Annotated in this window: 13 protein-coding genes and 2 tRNA genes; 9 read left to right on the top strand and 6 right to left on the bottom strand. The window is 43.1% G+C overall.

What is annotated here, in order from left to right:
* Positions 1-64 precede the first annotated feature (64 nt).
* From FOR85_RS02515 to FOR85_RS02505, 3 genes are read right to left on the bottom strand one after another with little or no spacing between them, the layout of a single operon-like run.
* Entirely contained in the window at positions 65-598 is a 534-nt protein-coding gene (locus FOR85_RS02515) for a hypothetical protein (protein WP_144296565.1), read from the bottom strand.
* Positions 599-632: 34 nt separating this feature from the next.
* The gene (locus FOR85_RS02510) at positions 633-1151 is read right to left on the bottom strand and encodes a hypothetical protein (RefSeq protein WP_144296564.1); all 519 of its coding nucleotides are present in this window, start codon (positions 1149-1151) and stop codon (positions 633-635) included.
* Positions 1152-1166: 15 nt separating this feature from the next.
* Entirely contained in the window at positions 1167-2279 is a 1113-nt protein-coding gene (locus FOR85_RS02505) for a serpin family protein (RefSeq protein ID WP_223808472.1), read from the bottom strand.
* Positions 2280-2802: 523 nt separating this feature from the next.
* Between FOR85_RS02505 and FOR85_RS02500 the strand changes: the two genes are divergently transcribed.
* The gene (locus tag FOR85_RS02500) at positions 2803-3414 is read left to right on the top strand and encodes an McrC family protein (protein ID WP_223808477.1); all 612 of its coding nucleotides are present in this window, start codon (positions 2803-2805) and stop codon (positions 3412-3414) included.
* A 344-nt stretch (positions 3415-3758) separates the two neighbouring features.
* On the opposite strand, the gene FOR85_RS02495 is transcribed toward FOR85_RS02500, so the two are convergent.
* Both FOR85_RS02495 and FOR85_RS02490 read right to left on the bottom strand, forming a co-directional pair.
* A tRNA-Asp gene (locus tag FOR85_RS02495) sits at positions 3759-3835 on the bottom strand.
* Positions 3836-3886: 51 nt separating this feature from the next.
* Positions 3887-3962, bottom strand: a tRNA-Val gene (locus FOR85_RS02490).
* Between the two features lie 442 nt (positions 3963-4404).
* On the opposite strand from FOR85_RS02490, the gene FOR85_RS02485 reads away from it, so the two are divergent.
* The 7 genes from FOR85_RS02485 (at position 4405) to FOR85_RS02455 (ending at position 15053) form a co-directional block, all read left to right on the top strand.
* Positions 4405-6057: a cardiolipin synthase gene (locus FOR85_RS02485; RefSeq protein ID WP_144296562.1), complete on the top strand. Its 1653-nt coding sequence runs from the start codon at positions 4405-4407 to the stop codon at positions 6055-6057.
* Positions 6058-6171: 114 nt separating this feature from the next.
* Complete coding sequence (locus tag FOR85_RS02480) at positions 6172-7653, top strand: tetratricopeptide repeat protein (protein WP_144296561.1); 1482 nt, start codon at positions 6172-6174, stop codon at positions 7651-7653.
* 186 nt (positions 7654-7839) lie between these two features.
* Positions 7840-9426, top strand: a complete 1587-nt coding sequence (locus tag FOR85_RS02475; RefSeq protein WP_144296560.1) for a 3-deoxy-D-manno-octulosonic acid transferase — start codon at positions 7840-7842, stop codon at positions 9424-9426.
* A 20-nt stretch (positions 9427-9446) separates the two neighbouring features.
* Positions 9447-10214: a 16S rRNA (uracil(1498)-N(3))-methyltransferase gene (locus FOR85_RS02470; protein ID WP_144296559.1), complete on the top strand. Its 768-nt coding sequence runs from the start codon at positions 9447-9449 to the stop codon at positions 10212-10214.
* 225 nt (positions 10215-10439) lie between these two features.
* Positions 10440-11579 carry a Fe(3+) ABC transporter substrate-binding protein gene (locus FOR85_RS02465; protein WP_144296558.1) on the top strand — a complete coding sequence of 380 codons (1140 nt, stop codon included), beginning with the start codon at positions 10440-10442 and terminating at the stop codon, positions 11577-11579.
* Positions 11580-11676: 97 nt separating this feature from the next.
* Positions 11677-13359 carry an iron ABC transporter permease gene (locus tag FOR85_RS02460; RefSeq protein ID WP_144296557.1) on the top strand — a complete coding sequence of 561 codons (1683 nt, stop codon included), beginning with the start codon at positions 11677-11679 and terminating at the stop codon, positions 13357-13359.
* A 194-nt stretch (positions 13360-13553) separates the two neighbouring features.
* Complete coding sequence (locus tag FOR85_RS02455) at positions 13554-15053, top strand: ABC transporter ATP-binding protein (RefSeq protein WP_223808470.1); 1500 nt, start codon at positions 13554-13556, stop codon at positions 15051-15053.
* Between the two features lie 46 nt (positions 15054-15099).
* On the opposite strand, the gene FOR85_RS02450 is transcribed toward FOR85_RS02455, so the two are convergent.
* Positions 15100-15993 carry a methyltransferase domain-containing protein gene (locus FOR85_RS02450; RefSeq protein ID WP_144296556.1) on the bottom strand — a complete coding sequence of 298 codons (894 nt, stop codon included), beginning with the start codon at positions 15991-15993 and terminating at the stop codon, positions 15100-15102.
* Positions 15994-16186: 193 nt separating this feature from the next.
* Here FOR85_RS02450 and FOR85_RS02445 point away from each other — a divergent pair, with 193 nt between their 5' ends.
* A complete protein-coding gene (locus tag FOR85_RS02445; RefSeq protein WP_144296555.1) occupies positions 16187-17824 on the top strand; it encodes a S9 family peptidase in 1638 nt (545 codons plus the stop codon).
* Positions 17825-17863: the final 39 nt, after the last annotated feature.

Here is a 17863-nt window from a genome sequence, read left to right as displayed (position 1 = left end):
CCAGTTTAGGCAGAAAGCTCGTATTTTGAATGTAAGCAGGGAAAACAGCTTCTGCACCTATTTTTTAGTAGGTATCCAATTTCCTTTTAATCTCTTCAGAGACTTCCATTACATCGGCATCGATAGCCATGCCTATTTTGGTCAGACAAGCGGCATCTCCTTGAGTCGCAAACTCAAGATTTGTCGTTGGTATTGTTATGCCGCCAGTAAATATTTTCTCACCCAATTTAATTTTGATACCTTTAAGTACAATAGTTTTTTGCTCTTCTAAATAAGTAACACTATGCGGAGGAAATAAGGGCGTCATATATTTATCTTTGGCGACTTGCAACATAAGACAATTATCTTTAATAACGAATTTGCCACTTACGATACCTGGCATTTGACCGCCCGTAGATAGATAACTAAATATGTCGGACAGGGGTTTATTAGAGTCTCGTTTTGGAGAATCTGAGGGACTTTCATTGATAATGGCAGTTCTTTCTTGTGTTGGTGTTACTTGAGAAGGTTTTAAGTTAGTACAACCAAATAAAATCGGAAGTATAAAAACTCCAAGAGCGGTTAATGATAAGCCGTTTTTTAATTTTAAATTATTCATTCATTGGTCTCGTTGCTTAGTATTATCAGAACTTTTATAGAGTTTTTCTAGCCGCCTGACCACGCGGTAAACCCGATAACATGGTCATCTCTTTGACATCACAGCGACTTGGCGCTTGACTAACGAAGCCTTCTTTGGCATATCTTTCTCGATGCCAAGGTGCAAGAATAAACCCACCGCTTTCTATGATGTCGCCCACCTCATAAACCACATTAAAATATTTGAGCGTTTTATTCTTGTCATCCCAACTTGCTTGACCATTCGGTAGAAAAGGAATGGTTTTATTTGGTCCATAATAGAGATAAACACAGCCCTCCTCATAGGCGAGTCGTACGTTCACCTCGTCCATAACATCAATCTTATCAAGGTCAGAAAACTCAAAAGGATAGGTATAAAACAAGCTCTCACTACTCCATGAGGGGTAATGTAATAGCGGCTCTAAGTGTTGCTCTACCTTAATGGTTTGACTCGAATCAGGCTGTGGTGCTGATAGGCTTTGGCAAGCAGCCAGTAGCATTGCTAAGGGTATCAGCATCATTTTTATGGTCATCATTTTTGCATCCTCAAGCTATAGTTTATTCACTTGCCCTAAGAACAATATGGCATCGGTTTTATTGTCTTTAATCATAAACATAAAGGGACGATTGGCATTAAACTCAACGTCATAATTAGCTGAGACGACTACTGGCACTATACTTGTAGCAGCTGCCGCCACTGTACCTTTTTCATCAACCTCAACCACCGCTTTATGAATAATAGAATCTACCGCTAATGACTGCTCGTCATTGAATAAGCTAAAGTCAGCGCGACTATCAAAAGCGATTGGCATTCCCATTTCAGCCAGTAGCCCATCCATTTTATAATCTTGTTCCATTTTAAACTTAGGCAGCTGCAAATCGACTGCTTTGATTTTCATATTGTGAGTCCACTGACCAATTTGATCGGCACTTAAATTCTTAACCAACGCCTGCATAGCTAACTTGCCCTTTGACTGAGGTAAGACAACGATCATGGACAAGTCATCACCCTTATAAGGCAGCTCTACCACTTGTACTTGCTCATCTTCCGTGTAATTAGAGTTTTCTATGCTATACATAAAATTCGTATCGGTGATTGTGCCATTGAGGTTATAAAAGGGTCGAGTGCCCCCTTGTAGCCCAAACGGCTTTGCCCATTCGCTTTTAAAATACACAGCATTGGTAAGTACCGTTGCCGTACTGCTATCAATACTGCCACTTGGCATTAATTCAGGAATCATCTGCTTGGTATGTTTGGCAATTGATTTATTAATAATCTGACGTGATGGCTCAGGACTGTTTTCAAAATCAAGCGTCGTTACTTGACCCCCATAATAGCGCTGTACGGTATCTAGATAAGCTTGATTAGGACTCAAGCCTTGACGCATCCATAAGTCATTAACTGTGCTTAGGTCATAATTTGGATTGGGCTTATTGAATTGATTGTATAGTGCTGCACTATTGGGATTAAGGATAGCTGGCATTGGATAATGAAAAGTCTTTTGAATCTGCTGTTTGGTTTCTCCCTCTGCTGCGGCATAGAGCATGGCCATCGCCGTAGACAAGCTGTAAGGCGAGAAAAATACATTGTTCTCTGCTTGTTCTGGTTGCTTACTTATCTGCTGATATAGATCTATAGCGAATTGATTATTGGCGTTAACCACTTGTTTGACACCTTCAGGCGTTGAAGCAGAGTCGTCAGCAGCCGTCTAACTCTTATCAGTCTTTGTGGTCGAAGGGGTGTCAGTCTTGCTGACTATAGGTTTTTCAGCTACCTGTTTTATCGGTTGAGTATCAACCAAACTATTATTACAACCAGCAATTGCCAGTAAACTGACTAAAGCAAGCGTACGGACGCTGAGCTTCATTATTGGCTTTTTATAAATGTATTGGTTACGATTTTTCACGGCGTTGTACCCTCTTATAATTCGAATGATGTCCTGATTATATACAAGGGTTTAGACTGATTTAGTAAACATATGCTAATAAATTGATGGCTCGGGTTAGATTAAACTCGCACATAGCAATAGCCGTTGCTTTGGACATGGTGGTTTAAGTGCAGGCTTATAAAACCAAACCATGGTGAAAAAATAGGCTTTACTAATAGCCTAGTTGGTTTTCTTGCTACACTCTTATAAAACCCTGTTACTAACAAATATTCCAAACAGTGGATAGACCTTAGAGCCTATAACGAGTCTTAGAGAGCCTTTAAACTCAATGCATAAATGGTCAGACATCAAAATATTGCAATCTTACCGCGCTATAAAGCCATGGTGCCAACTAATACTTGAAAAGCTTAATCCAAACTTTCAAAAGGGAGAGCACCGAGGTATTGCATTGTTATTTCCAATGGAAATTTTGTTCGAGAAGTATGTGGCAAACTGCTTACGACGAGATATCAAGGCGCCCTGGCAACTAACAACACAAGCTTCTAGTAAGTACATGGCGAATGACCAAAAAGGTTTAAATTCGTGCTTTCAATTAAAACCTGATTTATTAATTAGTAAAGAAAGAAAAAATCACCATATACTTGATACTAAATGGAAGTTAATAAGCTCAAATGAGAATAATTTCAGTATAGAACAGGATGATATTTATCAGCTATTTGCTTATGGTCACAAATATTTGAATGGGTGTGGGGACATGATGCTTATTTATCCTAAGCATCATCAGTTCGAAATACCTTTGGAGTGTTTTTATTTAGCAGAAGAATTGAGATTGTGGGCTATACCATTTTGTATTGAAACTGGCAGAATGGTTACCAGTGAATGGGTAGAAAGGTTTCCGTCTTTATCTTAAACTTAGTTTGAGGCTAATCCTTTAAGCTCCCAAACTTATCGATAAGCATAAAAATTGGCGATCAGTTACCGTTAGCAACTTTTAATAACCTTGGTCACAAAATGGTCACCATTTGGTCACCGAGTACTTGGTCACCGATTTTTAAAAGGCAGAGTGCATGCACGCAGACTTATAGAAATATCTTACTAAAGAGTAGATTGCTCCTTAGAAGTTTTTAAAGATAGAATAACCAATCCTTACGCATAAAGGCTTTAGGAGGAAATTCAGGCACAAAAAAACCTCAAACAATCTAATGTTTGAGGCGAAACTTGCTTAAACTCGAGAGTTTAAATTCGTTTTAAATATGGCGCAGCGGACGGGACTCGAACCCGCGACCCCCGGCGTGACAGGCCGGTATTCTAACCAACTGAACTACCGCTGCTTAGGTCGTCTTTAGCATGTCGTCTTCTAAAAGACCCACTCGCTAAATGAGTGGTGGGTGATGACGGATTCGAACCGCCGACATTCTGCGTGTAAGGCAGACGCTCTACCAACTGAGCTAATCACCCTGAGAAGCGTTAAAAAATTGCACTGCAATTTTAGCTTCGCAAGGGAAATCCTTTAAATAGGATTTCCTGAAAGCTTTAACATTCAAAGCTGTCACCCTTTAAATAACTTTCAACAGAAGAGAACTAACTAAAGCCTCGCTCTGTGGGTGTGTATTATATACATTTACACATGACTGTCAAATATTATTTTAAGTATTTTTAAAATTATGGCTAATAAACTTACTTACCGCTCAAACTAAGCTGTAAGTAGGGTGATGATAGACTATATAGCCGCTATATTGCTGGCTATTGCGTGCTTGCTAAAAGTCACTATACTGATAAGGCTTTTTGCATCTAACGAACAAGACGTCTACTTATAGGGCGTCTACTTAATAAAACAGCGGGCTAATAATTAATAACCAATAACTAATAAATAGATGAATGATTTGAGTGATATAGGGTCATGGAGGTGAGCATAGATAATTTTAATATAGAAGCTCTGTCTATTGAAGACTACTTTACTACCTGGTCGGTAGGAGACTTTGCTGGATTGGGTCTGATATTGCACGTGATTTTGATGATCGTCATGACCCTGCGTATCGTCTCGGTGCAGCGCAATATTGGGGTATCGATTGCTTGGGTTGCTGTGCTTTATACTTTGCCTTTGGTTGGCTTCATCGCTTATATACTCCTAGGTGAGCCAATGATTGGGCGGCGTTATCGTGCGCGTATGAATCAGGCGCGGCTACTGATGAATGATATGGCCAAGCGTGAGCAAATGGTGTTTGATGAAGGACAAGAGCTGCTACCCGATAATTATCGCGGTGTCAGTAAAATAGGCACACGCTGGACAGGGTTTGGAGTGTTTCCTGATCATCAAATGCAATTATTGACCACGCCGAGTGCTATCTTTGGGCGCTTGATTGAAGACATTAATGCCGCTCAGCGCATTATTCTGATGGAGTTCTATATCATTTATCCAAAAGGTCAGATACTCGACGTCATGGACGCGTTGATGGCAGCGGTACAGCGCGGTGTCGAGTGTCATATTTTGGCGGATAGTGTGGGCAGTTTTAGCTTTTTTAATAGCAAACAGCATCGCATGTTAGAAGAGGCTGGGGTTTTTGTACACCAGTCGCTGCCGGTTGGTTTGTTTAAGACGCTATTTAAACGCTCAGATTTACGTAATCATCGCAAGATTATCGTCATTGACGAACATATAGGCTATATCGGTAGCTTTAACTTGGTTGACCCGAAGTTTTTTAAACAAAACAAAAATGTCGGTCAATGGATTGATGTGGCGATACGTAGCGTCAGCCAACAACCGATAAATATTGCCACGGCGATGGCAAAAGTGGTGGTCACCGATATTGGCGCTGAAAATAAAGACAATCTCGATGCGCTCAATCACCGCGTAAATAACTATACGCGTAAGCTTTATGTCATGAATCCGACTATTAATGATATCAATAGTCGCGTTAAAGTGTTAGACGAGCTTATTGATTCTGATGAGCCGCCAGAGATTGGCTCGACATCGATTGTGATACCGCGTATGCCAGTCGTTGAGGATGTGCTAGCGCAGCTGATACCTTCGGCGCCGCAAGTGACGGCGCACGTGATTTATAATACCTTGGTGACGGTGATTCATCGCGCCAATAAACGTATTCGTATTACCACGCCGTATTTTGTCCCCGATGAAGCGTTATCGGGCGCGCTGACCACCGCGGCCAAACGAGGGGTCGAGGTGACGGTTATTGTGCCCGAAAAGGTAGATTCATTTTTGGTGCAGCATGCCTCACAAGCGTACTATCAAGAGCTACTTGAAGCCGGGGTAACCATTGCTTTATTCAAAGGTGGACTGCTGCATGCTAAAACCGTGGTTATTGACGATGATTATTGTCTGTTTGGTACGGTAAATATTGATATGCGCAGTTTTTATTTAAATATGGAGGTCAGCTTAGCGATTTATACGCCAGAAATGGTCGCGCAGGTTGCGGATTGCCAAGAGGTTTACTTGCAAAGCTGCCGGTTTTTACGTTTAGAAGAATGGCAAGAGCGCCACGGGGCAGAGCGCTTATTTGATAATGTGGTGCGCTTATTTAGTCCTTTATTGTAGCGCTTTTGATTTTAGGTTAAGGTAAACTACTTATTTTTATTACCATCTTATTGTTATTATTATTTGAAATGTTGGTTTTCAAAACGCTCAATTTTTAAAGGATAGGCTCGCCTTATGTCTGCATCGCCCTTAACACCGCTTGATTATATCGCAGCAGGCTATTGGCAAGATTTTTTAGCCGGCCGTTTTGTTGCCGGCGGCATGGCTTATGAAGCGGAATTGCATCGATGCACACTCGATGAATCGCTGGCAAGTTTACAGCGCGTAGATACTTTGCTGTCGCAGATACGCCGTGACATGGTTAAGTCGGGCAGCTGGGATGAAGCGGCGTTATTAATAGATGAGCGCTATCGTAATTTTATGGTATTTTTGGCATTTTATGCTGGGCGCGTATTGGCACAGCAATGGCAGTATACGCCGCATTGGTTCGGAGAGTTTGAGCTACGTAAGCGCTATCCTACCTTGCCGCTACTGACCGATGACTTTTATCAGCATATGGCCGTGGTTTATCGCGATGATAGTGAGGTTAATAATCAGTTTAATACGACTGACTCGCTATTTTTTGCTTTAGAGCCGATAGGAATGCGGCTGTTTGGTCATATTGATAGACCGTTTCAAGCAGTGCAAGGCGGTCAGGTGGCAAGTGGACTATACCAAGCAGTAACTGCAAGAGTGCCAAACGCCATTAATAATAGTTATACATTACCCTTAGATGACGCGCAATCTTTCGATAAAAAATTGACTGAAGTAGGTGTGACGCAGCATAGCAGACAAGATATTCAGACAGATACTATGGATAATAGTTATTCTCATCATGAGCTGCAATCAACACCTGAACCTGTTAAAGCAGATACTGTATTAGCAAAAGCTAATTTATCGACGGCTTCATTAGAAAGCTCTACTGCACAAACTATAACGGCAGAAACTGCGTCAGTATTATCTTCACAAGCAGCGTTAAAAGAAGTTGCAGTAAAACCAACAACAAAGCCAGCACCAACTCCAGAACTTTTTACTCAATTGCTGATAGAGCTTGATGAAATAGACGTCGCCCAAAGCGCTGGCAAAACAGAATACGAGCAAGCCCGTAAAGTCTTGGATCAATTTGAGCAGTATATTGCTAAGCAAGAGAAACCGCGCGCGCAAGTTGCCTTTTCACAGCAGCATTTGGCAGCAAAGCAGCAAGCTCTAGCAAGATTGCAAGACGCTGCCCATGCAGGTAATAGCGCGGCGATGCTACGTTTGGCAATGTATGAGCTGCTTGGTGAAGGAATAAATACAGATAAAGTAGCTGGCATGGAAGCAGGCGTTGAATGGGTGAAGCAAGCAGCGAGCAAAAACGACAGCCGTGCCCAGCGTTTATTAAGTAAGCTCTACTATCAAGGCTTTGGCGTACCGCAAGATATGACCAATGGCAAATATTGGCTTGAGCAAGCGTCCGAAAACGGTCATGCAGAAGCGGCGAGTTTGGTCAGTCAATGGCAGCAAGCGCAGGCGTTGATTAGCACACAAAAGCAAGAGCAGCATAGCCTTAAACGTTATCAGTTATTGTTTGCGGTAATTGTTGTCGTCGCTATATTAATTTTCATTATTGTCTAGCTGTTTATGTCAAACTCTAGTTTTAAATCCTCGTTTTTAAATCTTTGTTTCTGATAGCGAGTGCTTTAAAACTATTGTTTAGCGTTAAATTCAGGTAGAATTGGCGCGTTTTTTATTGGCATCTCTTATTGTCATTTTATAACGTCACTTCTTATCGTCCGATCCATTACTAATCTGGGCTTCTTCATGCCATCTTCTGATAATTCCTTACCTTCTTTTGATAAGTCGACTCAGCCGATACAAAGCCGAGCCGTTTATAAACCACCTATTTATTATCAGGTGACGATTGGTTTGCTAAAACCGCTCTATCGTCTGCAAGTATGGCGCCGCTCGCATAAGCGTGATAATTATCAGCAAGAAGTGCAGCAGCGTTTTGGTAAGCGCTATCCTGCACCGCCCGTACCTGATGCAAATATTAAATCTAATACGACTGCCATCGAAAATGGCAATCATAGAGAGTGCAATAGCAAAAAGGTCATCTGGTGCCATGCGGTCTCTTTAGGCGAGACCAATACTGTCGCGCCTTTGCTGGATGCGCTATTGGCAAAAGGCTATCAGATATGGTTGACCAATACCACGCAGACTGGATATGCGCGCGGTGCCAGCCGCTTTGCCGATGATATTGCTCAAGGTCGCTTAAGCCATAGTTACGTTCCAGTCGACAGTCCTGCGGTGATTGAGACATTTTTGGCACATGTACAACCCGTCGCTGCCCTGTTTGTAGAAACCGAGCTTTGGGCCAATATCTTAACCAAACTGTCCGAGCATCATATCCCAAGTGTTTTGGTCAATGGACGGCTGTCGGCGTCTTCTTTTAAAAGCTATCAAAAAATTGGCGCCGTCAGTGCCAGTATGATGAAGAATTTGAGTTTGATTATTGCGCAAGATAATGAATCGGCAAAACGCTTTCGGCAATTGGGCGCTCATAGCGCGCAAATCCGCGTGGCAGGCTCGCTAAAATGGGTCATTAATACCCCGAAGCTGAATGATGATAATGGTGCCAAAAAAGCTGAAATAGTAAACGATGGCGCAGACTTGGACTTAGATTTAGACATAGCAGATCGTCCGATTTGGGTGGCAGCAAGCACGCATAGCGGTGAGGAAGAGATCGTATTATCATGGCAGCAGCAAATCCTATCTAACCCTTTGTTAGCCAATACCTTACTGATTATCGTGCCAAGACATCCAGAGCGTTTTGATGAGGTAGCAGAGCTGATTGAAAAATCTGGCTTGGGCATGGCGCGGCGTAGTGCTGAAGATGCCATTAGCGCAAATACTCAAGTCTATCTCGCTGATAGTATGGGTGAGTTGATGCGCTGGTATGCGCTTGCCGATGTGGCATTGGTAGGCGGCTCATTGGTCGATATTGGCGGGCACAACCCCGTTGAGCCGGCAAGCGTAGCAACGCCAGTATTGATGGGTGCTTATACCCAGTCTTGCCAAAGCGTGGTTGATAAGCTTGCTAGCGTCGGGGCGTTATATCAGCCAAACAATGCGTTTTATAGCGCAATTAATGCGAATGGCCAAGTCTCTCAGCCGCATCACTCTGATGGTAAACAATCTTCTTCAGATAATGGTGACAATATTCTTTATCAGCAGCTAAAGTATTGGCTCAGTCATCTATCCTTAGCAAAACAGGCAGGGCAAGCAGGTGCAGCAATGACTGAGCAACAGCAAGCAGTCTTACATCGTCAGCTATCGATGATTGAAGGTGTTATTGAACAATACGCTAAACCATCTTTTGAGCAAGACCTGAGCCAAGACGTGAATTAACAGCGGATATAAGTGACGCTATGAACTGTATATTATTGCCAGCGACCAACTTTCAACATGATAACGTGTCTGCGTATATCAATGATTTAGCGCAAATTGCTCATGTGAATAAAGTGCTAAATGCCCAAGTAGGCGATAGGTTAAAAATTGGTCAGCTTGGCGGTCAGCTTGGTAGCGCTATCATTAAAACCATTACCTCCGATAGTATTCAACTAAGCGATATACAGCTGAATAACAATCCGCCAGCAAAGCTTAATCTTACAGTAGTGTTGGCATTGCCAAGGCCAAAGGTATTGCGGCGTTTAATCATGGATATGACAGCGCTTGGCGTTAACGATATCATTCTTATCAACAGCTACCGTACGCAAAAAAGCTATTGGCAAAGTCCAATGCTAGCTCGCCTTGACGAGTTTGTGTTAGAAGGTCTGCAACAAGGCGTGGACACAATTGCGCCGCGCATTAGCCTGCAAAAACGCTTTAAACCCTTTGTCGAAGATAAGCTTGCAAACTTAATGACCAATCGTGCTATCGTTGCTCATCCTTATAGTGCGCTGTCTTTTGCGCAATATAGGCAAAACCTAGAAAATACTGAACCAGCTCATAGGTCAGTTAATTCATTGTTGCCAAGTATGGTCTTTATCGGTGCTGAAGGTGGCTGGATTGATTATGAGATTGAGTTGCTTGCTGAGCAAGGATGTACGCCAGTTAATATCGGGCCACGCATCTTACGTACCGAAGCCGCAGTCAATGTCATTTTAGGGCAGTGGTTACTAGAAGGTCAGGATTAAGCTCAGGCAAATACATAAATCATTGATATCTTGTTAAAAATTAGACCAGTTTATCGGCACAGCAGGGCTAGATAAATGTATTGATAATTAATCTCATTTCTATTAGTATAATGTGTCTTAGACATTGAGGTCTTATTAATCCCGTTATCCCGCTATTCAATTATTTATTAATAATTTTAATGTCGCCTTATCTCACTTATCCGTAGCACCATTATGGGGAATGCCATGTCATTAACTGCTATCAGTGCAAATCTATCTTCTAGTAAGCTTACTTTACCCATTGCTGTATTTGGCATGATGTTAGGTATTGCGGGCTGTAGTAACTCATCGACGCCAGAAGAAAACGTGGATGCTGACACTACAACCACTGCTGAACAATCTGGCGCTGAGCAAGAAGTGGCGAAAAATGATGACGCAACGGCCGCTGGTGGGCAAACGGTTACGATTTACTCATCACGTAATGAGCAGTTGATTAAACCGTTATTGGATAAATATACCGAAAAAACAGGTGTTAAAATTGAGCTGGTCACCGATAAAACTGGTCCATTGATGGCGCGTTTGCAAGCGGAAGGTAAAAACACGCCTGCGGATATGTTATTAACCGTTGACGCGGGTAACTTATGGCAAGCAGCGGAGCAGGGCTTATTGCAACCTGTGTCTTCTACTATCTTAGAAACCAATGTTCCTGCTAAATACCGTGATCCAAAAGGTCAGTGGACAGGTCTGTCTTTGCGCGCGCGTACAATTTTTTATGATCCAAGCAAAGTTGATGCAGCTCAGCTATCTACTTATGCAGATTTGGCCGATCCAAAATGGAAAGGCAAACTTTGTCTGCGTTCATCAAAAGCTGTTTATAACCAATCATTGGTTGCAAGCATGATGGAAAATCTGGGCGAAGAAAAAACAGAAGAAATTATTCGTGGTTGGGTAGCTAACTTAGCAACAGACGTCTTTAGTGATGATACCAGCATGTTAGAGGCGATTGCCGCTGGTCAGTGTGAAGTGGGTATTGCCAATAGTTACTACTATGGTCGCCTGCTTGATGAAAAACCAAATTTCCCTGTAAAAATATTTTGGGCGAACCAAGGCACGACTGGTACTCATGTCAACATCTCTGGCGCTGGGGTTATCGCTAACTCAGACAATCCAGATGGTGCGCTTAAATTGATGGAGTGGTTATCTTCTGATGAGGCGCAAGGTCTTTATGCCAGTTCTGATAAAGAGTATCCTGTAAAAGTAGGTATCGATGAGTCAGAGCTACTCAGATCTTGGGGTCCGTTTAAACAAGATAGTATCAGCGTGCAGAAGTTTGGTGAGCTACAAACCCAAGCCATTCAAATAATGGATAAAGCGGGTTATAAATAACAAGCTACAAGTCGCTGAGCGGTTGGTTTTTAGCGATTAGATGTTTATTCATCTAGCATCTAATCGCGTCATTATGCGTATGACACGGTAACAACTTATGATAACAACGCCAGAAGCGTCTGCTAAACAAGACAATACTGTCAATGAAGCTAATAATGACAATAATAGCTCGTCTATCAGTCAAGACCATGTCGTCCGCAAACGTATTATCTCGAAATCAGTCTTAGGACTGATTTCGTTGTTTATGCTCGTACCGATTTTAATCGTACTATTATCATGGACGCAGCCGGTCGCTGATATTTGGACGCACATGCGTCAATATGTGTTGCCGCAAGTGTTAAAAAACACCGTCATTTTATTGCTGATGGTGACACTGATTTCTGGCGTTATCGGAACGGCACTTGCGTGGGTGACCAGTATGTACCGCTTCCCGGGACAGCGGTTTTTTGCCTGGGCGCTGATGCTACCATTAGCGATGCCCGCTTATGTTTTAGCATTTGTCACTGTCGGTATCGTTGACTTTAGTGGACCGCTGCAAACGGCTCTAAGGGAGTTTGGTTTTACCACCGCTATTCCCTCGGTACGTAATGTTTGGGGCGCAGGTTTAGTCTTGTCGTTGGCATTTTATCCTTATGTCTATTTGCTGGCACGCCAAGCGTTTTTATCGCAAGGCAGGCGCGCGATTGAAGCGGGGCAGATGCTTGGCTTAAGTCGCAGTAAGGTATTTTTTCGGCTGGCATTACCACAGGCGCTGCCTTGGGTTATTGGTGGTTTGCTGCTTGCTAGCATGGAAACGCTAGCAGATTTTGGCGCAGTATCGGTCTTTAATGTCGATACTTTTACCACGGCGATTTATAAAGCATGGTTTGGATTTTTTAGTCTAACCACTGCCGCGCAGTTGGCCGCGTTATTAATCGGCGTGGTTTTTATCGTCGTCTTGTTTGAGCAATATTGGCAGGCCAAGCGCGGTAATACGGTGTCGCAGGGTAGTAGTCAGCGCTTTGAAGCCAGTAAACCTGCGCAGTGGGGCATGGCGCTACTTTGTATACTGGTGTTTTTGATAGCGTTTTTGATTCCATTTTTGCAGCTGCTTTATTGGACCGCTTTAAATTTTCAGCAAGACTTTGATGCGCGTTATATTGATTTTGTCACCAATAGCCTTATGATTGCCAGTATGACCACCATATTTATCGCATTTTTGGCAATTATTATTGCGTGGGTCAAGCGTCAATATCCGGATAAATCGACCAAACTCATGACTACCTTAGCCAATTTGGGCTATGTGGTGCCAGGTACGGTATTGGCGGTTGGGATATTTATTCCGATAGCGTGGCTTGATAATCAGCTCATTGCTTTTGGTATTACTTCAGCACAGTTTTTATCCGGTAGTGTGATTGTGATGCTGCTGGCCTTATCGACACGTTTTATGACGGTGAGCTTTCAGCCGGTCGACCGTCAGTTACAGCGCTTGACTGTCAATCAAGAAGCGGCAGCTAAATTACTCAGTGATAGCCCGTATCAGCGTTGGCGGCAAGTGATGCTACCCGTACTTAGCCCTGGGGTATTAACTGGATTATTAATGGGTTTTGTCGAAGTGATGAAAGAGATGCCGATTACCTTGATGACGCGGCGACAAGGCTGGGATACGCTGGCAGTAAGGGTATTTGAGATGACCAGTGAAGGCATGTGGGGGCGCGCCGCCTTGCCAAGTTTTTTGATTGTACTGGTTGGTCTTATTCCTGTTTGGATATTGCTGCGTCAAAGTGATAAACAGAGTTAAGCGCATTTATCGTTAAATAACCATAATCCAAGCGCTATAATCAAAAAGCCTTAATCAAAAAGCCTTAATCAAAAAGCCTTAATCAAAAAGCCCTAGTTAAACAGTCTCTTTGAAAAAGAATCATATTAAAAAAGCCATATTAAAAACCGTGTCAATAAAAGGTTTTATTCACTAACAGCTTACTGGTACCGTCTATGTATACTGACTTGATGAACGATTCAACCAATCCAGCAGCGTCTAAATCCGTCAAGGTGGGCGGCAAGCCAAGACCGGAGCATGTGAAAAAACCACCGACAACGTTATTAACCAAAGCTCAAGTAGCAAAGCTGCAAGCGGATAAAGGCTTGCCTAAAAATACAGCAAAACAAAATATATTAAAACAAGGCATATCAAAACAAAGTACTTTAAACCAAAGCACTTTAAACCAAAGCACTTTAAATCAAAGCGTTATAAATCAGTCTGTCTCAAATCAAGAAACGGCAGAACAGAGCCAATCGCAAGATAACCAAGCTATTAAAGCATCGACTAACAACACCGGTGCTGATGACGCTTACTTTAGCGTGCAGGACTTAATCGTTGGCTATGACGATACGATTATCGTGAATGGCTTATCGTTAGATTTAAAGCAAGGTGAAATAGGCTGTTTTTTGGGTTATAGCGGCTGCGGTAAAACCACGGCGTTAAGGGCGATTGCTGGGTTGGAGCAGAGTCGTGGCGGTAAAATTTGCTTAAGCAATCAGCGTCTGACCGAGCAGACAGCGCGCACCAAATTTGCGGTCGCGCCAGCCAAGCGCGGTATGGGCATGGTCTTTCAAGATTATGCGTTATTTGGACACTTAAGCGTGGCAAAAAACATCGCTTTTGGTCTTAATAAATGGTCGGCGGCCGATAAAAAAGCGCGTATTAAAGAAATGCTAGAACTTGTCGAATTGACGGAACATGCCGATAAACGTCCTAGTGAGCTATCGGGCGGCCAGCAGCAGCGAGTGGCATTAGCACGTGCATTGGCACCAAAGCCTAAACTCTTGCTGCTCGATGAGCCATTTTCTAACTTGGACGTCGTACTGCGTGAATCATTGGCAATGAGCGTTCGTGATATCTTAAAACGCACCAATACCACCGCAATATTAGTCACTCATGACCAAAACGAAGCATTTGCTTTGGCTGATAAAGTAGGGGTGATGCATAAAGGCAAGCTGGTGCAGTGGGCGACGCCCAGCGAGTTGTATCATGAGCCAATCAGTCCGTTTGTCGCTGAGTTTGTCGGTGAAGGCGCGATGATCGATGGCATCATCAAAGAAGGTCATGTCGAGACAGCATTAGGTGACATCTATCGCCGTATGGAAGTCTATGATGAGTCGGGACAGCCGCAATATTGTGAATATGATTATCCCAATGGCACACCGATTAAGGTCTTGGTACGGCCTGATGATATCGTTCATGACGATGAAAGTACGCAGACGGCTTTAGTCGTCGGACGCGTCTTTCGCGGCGCAAACTATCTATATCGCTTACAGCTTGCTGACGGTCAAACCGTATTGTCCCTCGTTGCCAGTCATCATAACCATGAGATTGGCTCGCAAATTGGTATCTTGCCTATCTTAGAGCATGTGGTGGTGTTTGATGAAAAAGACATCAATGCTACCACTTGGTCAGAGTACGATAGATCCGAGCGCGTGGAAGAAATCAGATAATTAGCAGTTTTAAGCTTGGCAATACTTTTTAAGTTTAACGAAGACGTTAAGCGTGACGCGTTGCCAATATATGCAAATAGCGCCCAAGCCATTTATACGGCTCGAGTTGCGAGTAGCGCAGCTCCATACGTATTACCGCATCAGGGTCATTATGACCGCCACGTTTAAGCGGCGCATAATCATGAAATACCCGCAAGCCACTGGCAAGTATGGTTTGATACTCATGCGCCCTTAGCCACGATTCAACCTCTTCTTTAGCAACCGGATGATTGGGCGTGAGACTTTTTTCATTGTCTGCTTTATACTCGCTGTTATCTAATAAGTTGAAATTACCCATAATAAGATTGCGATAATCAAAACTTGCTGGATTATAAAAGCACAGCGATAGCGCGCCATTTGCGCTCAAGTGCCTATCAAAAAAATTCATCACCGCGGCAGGTTCTGCCAACCATTCAAGCAGCGCATGACACATAATCAAATCAAACTTTTCTGTGTTACTCGCGAGCTTTTCTTCAAGCGCTTGATATGGACAAATATACCACCTAATATCTAAATCCTTTTCGACGCTTTCAGCGTTTGCTTGTGCTTTCTCCAGCATATTGGCTGAAATATCATTGATAACCAACGCATGTCCCTGAGCCGCAAGCTCAATCGCAATTTGCGCCAGTCCTGCGCCGACATCTAGAATACGTAACGGTCGCCCAAGCGTTTTGCTTAACTTCTTAGTATAGTCAAAAATATCACGGCGTAATACTGCCAGCCGAATGTCGCCCTTTAAGCCGCCATAAACCTTTTTTTCAAAGTGGTCGGCAATCGCGTCAAAGCTGCGGTCTGTGCGCGTATCAGATTGTGCAATGGGCGCTGTGATGGCTTGTTTGCTTGCCTCGTTAGTTGCTTGCTTAATGGATGAACTGCTTGCTTGGCTCTCTTTTTGTGTCATTACGGACTCTATCTTATCTAAGGTATTTGAAATGGTTTTTATAACTTTTTTATTGGATTTTAATAGGGTTTTAGCGTATAAATAGTAGGGTTGCCGCCATAATTTTTATTAAATTATTTTAATTAAACTACATTTATCCACTGCCTAGGATTTTAGGCAATTTTTTGCATTATCACTGCTAAGGATAGCAATCATGGTCTTACCCAATACCTCTATTATAAACAAACCCGCCATGACGCGTGGTCTATTATCGCTAGCGATTGCCAGTAGCTTATTACTTGTTGGTTGTAATGACGATGATAATGATCATTACGTTTCAGCGCCGTCTGTTAGCGCCAAATTTATAAAAACCTTTACAGCAAACGATATCAATAGTAGTTTTGGTCTGGGAAGTACAGCAACGCCTGTAGCTAAGTGCGGTGTTACCATAGAAAAAGTCAGCTATGATACCAAAGGCGCTGCCGATGAAGATACCAATGCTACAGCCGCTTTGATGCTACCGACTGGCGACGCAGCCGAATGTAAAGGTGATCGTCCTGTCTTATTATACGCGCATGGCACGACAACGGATAAAGGCTATGACTTTGCCCAAGTCGGCAATGCTAAAAATCCAGCAGTAGGAGAAGCAAACTTAATCGCCGCAAACTTTGCCGCCCAAGGTTATATCGTCGTCGCACCTAACTATGCAGGCTACGATGAATCAAAACTTGATTACCATCCTTATTTGGTCGCCCAGCAGCAGTCGACCGACATGGTCGATGCCCTAGACAGCGCGCGCAGTATTATCGAACGCAAAAAACGCGCCAATGATGCCAATTACAGCAAAATTGATGACTCAGGTAAGCTGTTTATCGCCGGTTACTCGCAAGGTGGTTATGTCACTATGGCCACCGCACGCGCTTTACAAGATAAAAATGAACCCGTAACCGCTATTGCGCCGTCATCAGGGCCTTATGCGTTGGCGGCTTTTGGTGATGAAATATTTAGAGGTAATGTCAATATTGGCGCATCGCGCTTTGCCCCGCTACTAGGTATCGGTTTACAGGCAAAATACGGCAATATCTATAGCAAAAAATCAGATATATTCTTGGATAAATATGCCGACGCGCAGCTGCCTAGTAATACCCCATTTGGCGAGTTGGTCAAAGCAGGTAAGTTGCCTAACAATGCTTTATTCCAAAAGAATCCTAGCGACCCAAGGCTGGCAGGTCTATCACCAGGTAAGTTGTTTTCTATCTTGGGTGGCTACGATGATACCGATTATCTGATTAAAACGGATTTCCGAGCGGCTTATGTGGCGGATACGCAAAAAAATCCTGATGGTCTATGGGCTGATAATGGTGACGGACGGACAGCGGCAAACCCTGAGAACAATCTTCGTAAGGCGCTTAAGGATAATGACTTACGTGGTTACGTGCCTACAATGCCAACGTTCATTTGCGGCGGCAACCAAGACCCAACGGTTTATTTCGATACCAATACCGGCTCGATGGTAAAACTCATACAGACCGAAGTGGCTAAAAATCCTGCTAAGAAAGTTAATATTACGGTTTTGGATGTGGATAAAGATAATGAAGCAGATCGCCCAGATTATCAAACATTGACTATCATTGGACAGGCATCAATGAACCCTTGGAAAGTCAACGATGTAGTCAAAAAAGTACAAACCAACTTTAGTAATAGTGTGAAAAAAGTCAAAGACGATGCAGATCCCAACGGAGGCGTCGCGGCGCTATTGGCATTCTATACCAACTATCACGGTGATTTGGTCAGTCCAGCCTGTACTGAGGCTACGCGTGAATTCTTTAATCAAGAGTTCAAACCTGTTTAAACTGCTTTGTAATTAAATGTCCTAATAGCTGTAGCCTTA

Origin of the sequence: Psychrobacter sp. YGAH215 (assembly GCF_007280595.1) — a bacterium.
Lineage (GTDB): Bacteria > Pseudomonadota > Gammaproteobacteria > Pseudomonadales > Moraxellaceae > Psychrobacter > Psychrobacter faecalis.
Note: the sequence above shows the minus strand (reverse complement) of the source record. Positions and strands in the feature narration are given on the sequence as shown.